This is a genomic window from Romboutsia sp. 13368, from assembly GCF_018336475.1.
In the GTDB taxonomy this organism is placed as follows: Bacteria; Bacillota; Clostridia; order Peptostreptococcales; family Peptostreptococcaceae; genus Romboutsia.
This window is the reverse complement of sequence record NZ_CP048741.1, coordinates 2,505,979-2,511,219: the sequence shown is the minus strand read 5'-3', so window position 1 is coordinate 2,511,219 and position 5,241 is coordinate 2,505,979. Positions and strand designations below refer to the sequence as shown.

1 tRNA gene and 3 rRNA genes are annotated in these 5,241 nt (G+C 48.1%); all 4 read right to left on the bottom strand.

The features are described from left to right. Positions 1–32: 32 nt before the first annotated feature. Positions 33–149 (bottom strand): 5S ribosomal RNA (rrf, locus tag G3997_RS10965). A gap of 10 nt (positions 150–159) precedes the next feature. After that, positions 160–233, bottom strand: a tRNA-Gly gene (locus tag G3997_RS10960). A 59-nt stretch (positions 234–292) separates the two neighbouring features. Further along, positions 293–3,191 (bottom strand): 23S ribosomal RNA (locus G3997_RS10955). Between the two features lie 222 nt (positions 3,192–3,413). After that, a 16S ribosomal RNA gene (locus G3997_RS10950) occupies positions 3,414–4,916 on the bottom strand. The 16S, 23S and 5S rRNA genes sit together here with 1 tRNA gene alongside, the layout of an rRNA operon. Positions 4,917–5,241: the final 325 nt, after the last annotated feature.

Sequence of the window (5,241 nt, the reverse complement as noted above, 5' to 3'; positions counted from 1 at the left end):
ATACCTCCCTATTTTTATAATAAAAAAAGATTACGTGGCTACGTCTTACTCTCCCGGGAGGTTGCCCTCCGAGTACCATCAGCGCTAAAGAGCTTAACTTCTGTGTTCGGAATGGGAACAGGTGTATCCTCTTTGCTATAATAACCACATAATCTTATTTGGAGCGGGTGAAGGGGATCGAACCCTCACAGCCGGCTTGGAAGGCCGGAACTCTACCATTGAGCTACACCCGCATAAGTTTTAGAGTTAATACTCTGAAAACTGCATATCATTTAATTTTCCATCATTTATCTTGGTCAAGTCCTCGACCTATTAGTATCGATAAGCTAAATACATTACTGCACTTACACCTTCGACCTATCAACCAGGTAGTCTTCCTGGGGTCTTACCCTTACGGTGGGAAATCTTATCTTGAAGTTGGCTTCGCGCTTAGATGCTTTCAGCGCTTATCCATTCCGTACATAGCTACCCAGCCATGCCCTTGGCAGAACAACTGGTACACCAGAGGTACGTCCATCCCGGTCCTCTCGTACTAAGGACAGGTCTTCTCAAATTTCCTACGCCTGCGACGGATAGGGACCGAACTGTCTCACGACGTTCTGAACCCAGCTCGCGTACCACTTTAATGGGCGAACAGCCCAACCCTTGGGACCTACTACAGCCCCAGGATGTGATGAGCCGACATCGAGGTGCCAAACCTCCCCGTCGATGTGGACTCTTGGGGGAGATAAGCCTGTTATCCCCAGGGTAGCTTTTATCCGTTGAGCGATGGCCCTTCCATGCGGTACCACCGGATCACTAAGTCCGACTTTCGTCCTTGCTCGACCTGTATGTCTTGCAATCAAGCTTCCTTTTGCCTTTACACTCTTCGCACGATTTCCGACCGTGCTGAGGAAACCTTTGAGCGCCTCCGTTACTTTTTAGGAGGCGACCGCCCCAGTCAAACTGCCCACCTGACGGTGTTCCAAGACCTGATTCAAGGCCTATGGTTAGGATCCCAGTACTACAAGGGTGGTATCCCAAGGATGACTCCACACAGACTGGCGTCCATGCTTCATAGTCTCCCACCTATCCTGTACATGTAGTACCAAGACCCAACGTCAAGCTACAGTAAAGCTCCATGGGGTCTTTCCGTCCTGTCGCAGGTACCCGGCATCTTCACCGGGATTACAATTTCACCGAGTCTATTGTTGAGACAGTGCCCAAATCGTTACGCCTTTCGTGCGGGTCGGAACTTACCCGACAAGGAATTTCGCTACCTTAGGACCGTTATAGTTACGGCCGCCGTTTACTGGGGCTTAAGTTCACTGCTTCGATTGCTCTAACAGATCCCCTTAACCTTCCAGCACCGGGCAGGCGTCAGCTCCTATACATCGTCTTGCGACTTAGCAGAAACCTGTGTTTTTGGTAAACAGTCGCTTGGGCCTATTCTCTGCGGCCTGTCATAGACAGGCACCCCTTCTCCCTAAGTTACGGGGTCATTTTGCCGAGTTCCTTAACAATAGTTCTCTCGCTGGCCTTAGGATACTCTCCTCACCCACCTGTGTCGGTTTACGGTACGGGCGCCTTTAAACTCGATAGAAGCTTTTCTTGACAGTGTGAAATCAGCTACTTCGCCCCGAAGGGCTTACCCATCGTATCCTAGCATTATCTAGACGGATTTGCCTATCTAGACTGCCTCAATACTTAGCCACACAATAACCAACAGTGTGGTTAGCTTATCCTACTGTGTCACTCCATCTCTCAAACGCTTATTGGCGGTACAGGAATATCAACCTGTTGTCCATCACCTACGCCTTTCGGCCTCGGCTTAGGTCCCGACTAACCCAGGGCGGACGAACCTTCCCCTGGAAACCTTGGGTTTACGGCCCGTGGGATTCTCACCCACGTCTCGCTACTCATGCCAACATTCTCACTCGTATACTGTCCACATGTCCTTACGGTCATGCTTCAACCTGCATACGAAGCTCCCCTACCCATCATAATGATGCCGTAGCTTCGGTAGTACGTTTTAGCCCCGGAAATTTTCGGCGCAGGATCACTCGACCAGTGAGCTATTACGCACTCTTTAAATGAGTGGCTGCTTCTAAGCCAACATCCTGGTTGTCTGTGCAATCCCACATCCTTTACCACTTAACGTACATTTAGGGACCTTAGCTGACGATCTGGGCTGTTGCCCTTTTGACTATGAATCTTATCACCCACAGTCTGACTCCCAAGTATAAGAATACGGCATTCGGAGTTTGATAGTCTTCGGTAAGTGCAATACCCCCTAGGACATTCAGTGCTCTACCTCCGCTTCTCTCAACCTTGAGGCTAGCCCTAAAGCTATTTCGGGGAGAACCAGCTATCTCCGGGCTCGATTGGAATTTCACCGCTATCCACAAGTCATCCCCGAGCTTTTCAACGCTCGTGGGTTCGGTCCTCCACGAAATTTTACTTTCGCTTCAACCTGCTCATGGATAGGTCGCCCGGTTTCGGGTCTACGACATGCAACTTAATCGCCCATTTAAGACTCGCTTTCGCTACGGCTCCACACCTTAAGTGCTTAACCTTGCTGCATATCGTAACTCGTTGGCCCGTTCTACAAAAAGTACGCGGTCACACAAGTAATGTGCTCCCACAGCTTGTAAGTGCAGGGTTTCAGGTTCTCTTTCACTCCCCTCCCGGGGTTCTTTTCACCTTTCCCTCACGGTACTATACGCTATCGGTCACTAGGTAGTATTTAGGCTTGGAGGATGGTCCCTCCTGCTTCCCACAGGGTTTCACGTGTCCCGTGGTACTCTGGATCATACTAGTATTTTTCTCATTTTGACTACGTGGCTATTACCTTCTATGGCGGAGCTTTCCAACTCTCTTCATTTACGATATTGCATCCATGTTGTATGTCCGCAACCCCAACGAAGTAAACTTCATTGGTTTGGCCTGTTCCGCGTTCGCTCGCCGCTACTTACGGAATCGAATTTCTTTCTCTTCCTCCGGGTACTTAGATGTTTCAGTTCCCCGGGTTCCCCTCGCTAAGCTATGTATTCACTTAACGATACTTAGACATTACTCTAAGTGAGTTTCCTCATTCGGAAATCTTCGGATCAAAGTTTACGTGCAACTCCCCGAAGCTTATCGCAGCTTATCACGTCCTTCATCGGCTCCTAGTGCCAAGGCATCCGCCCTGCACCCTTAATAACTTGACCAGTTATTAAAGTTTGATATTTTTAGAAGTTATCTTCTTCATATATTTTAAATGATGTCATATCACTAAATGTTATGCAGTTTTCAAAGTACTAAAGTACGTCGCCAACGATATTCTCACTTTCGTTCGTGTCGAGGTGCTCAAAGCACTCATTAGGGCTACGCCCTATTTTGAAAGTTTAATAATAAACTCTCAAAATTAAACAGTAGGCAATTCTCCTTAGAAAGGAGGTGATCCAGCCGCACCTTCCGATACGGCTACCTTGTTACGACTTCACCCCAGTTATTGATTTCACCTTCGACGGACGCTTCCAAAAGGTTAGCAATCCGGCTTCGGGCGCCCCCAACTTCCGTGGTGTGACGGGCGGTGTGTACAAGACCCGGGAACGCATTCACCGCAGCATTCTGATCTGCGATTACTAGTAACTCCAGCTTCATGTAGGCGAGTTTCAGCCTACAATCCGAACTGAGAATGGCTTTAAGGGATTAGCTCCGCCTCACGACTTGGCTGCCCTCTGTACCACCCATTGTAGCACGTGTGTAGCCCTAAGCATAAGGGGCATGATGATTTGACGTCATCCCCACCTTCCTCCAGGTTATCCCTGGCAGTCCCTCTAGAGTGCCCAACTTAATGCTGGCAACTAAAGGCAAGGGTTGCGCTCGTTGCGGGACTTAACCCAACATCTCACGACACGAGCTGACGACAACCATGCACCACCTGTCACTTCTGTCCCCGAAGGGAAATCTCCGATTAGGGAGAGGTCAAAAGGATGTCAAGCTTAGGTAAGGTTCTTCGCGTTGCTTCGAATTAAACCACATGCTCCGCTACTTGTGCGGGTCCCCGTCAATTCCTTTGAGTTTCACTCTTGCGAGCGTACTTCCCAGGCGGAGTACTTAATGCGTTAGCTGCGCCACCGAAGGGGGTAACCTCCGACAGCTAGTACTCATCGTTTACGGCGTGGACTACCAGGGTATCTAATCCTGTTTGCTCCCCACGCTTTCGTGCCTCAGTGTCAGTTACAGTCCAGAGAGCCGCCTTCGCAACTGGTGTTCCTCCTAATATCTACGCATTTCACCGCTACACTAGGAATTCCACTCTCCTCTCCTGCACTCAAGTTTCCCAGTTTCAAAGGCTTACTACGGTTGAGCCGTAGCCTTTCACCTCTGACTTAAGAAACCACCTACGCACCCTTTACGCCCAGTAATTCCGGATAACGCTAGCCCCCTACGTATTACCGCGGCTGCTGGCACGTAGTTAGCCGGGGCTTCCTCCTCAAGTACCGTCATTATCTTCCTTGAGGACAGAGCTTTACGACCCGAAGGCCTTCATCGCTCACGCGGCGTTGCTGCATCAGGCTTTCGCCCATTGTGCAATATTCCCCACTGCTGCCTCCCGTAGGAGTTTGGACCGTGTCTCAGTTCCAATGTGGCCGATCACCCTCTCAGGTCGGCTACTGATCGTCGCCTTGGTGAGCCGTTACCTCACCAACTAGCTAATCAGACGCGGGTCCATCCTGTACCGCAAAAGCTTTGATACTTCTACCATGCGATAAAAGCATATTATCTCGTATTAGCATACCTTTCGGTATGTTATCCGTGTGTACAGGGCAGGTTACCCACGCGTTACTCACCCGTCCGCCGCTCTTTACCGAAGTAAATCGCTCGACTTGCATGTGTTAGGCACGCCGCCAGCGTTCATCCTGAGCCAGGATCAAACTCTCAAAATAAAAGTTGTTACCTGCTCAGACTAATCATTATCTGAATATCTGGCTTGGTTTGTTAGTTGTAATTCTATAAATTAACCTACTGTTTAATTTTCAAAGTTCATTTTNCGACTTCTTTAGTTTACCAAAGTTGTTTTTCTTTGTCAACCTTTTTTTGAAGTTTTTTATTTCGTTTTGTCCTTTTCTTAAGGACAAGTAATAATATATCATCTTTATTTTATATCGTCAATACTTTTTTAAAAGTTTTTTCAAATATTTTTAATTATGTTTTTTAATATCAAATTATGTATTATGATGTCCAAATTTAATCATTTTACTCATTTAAATC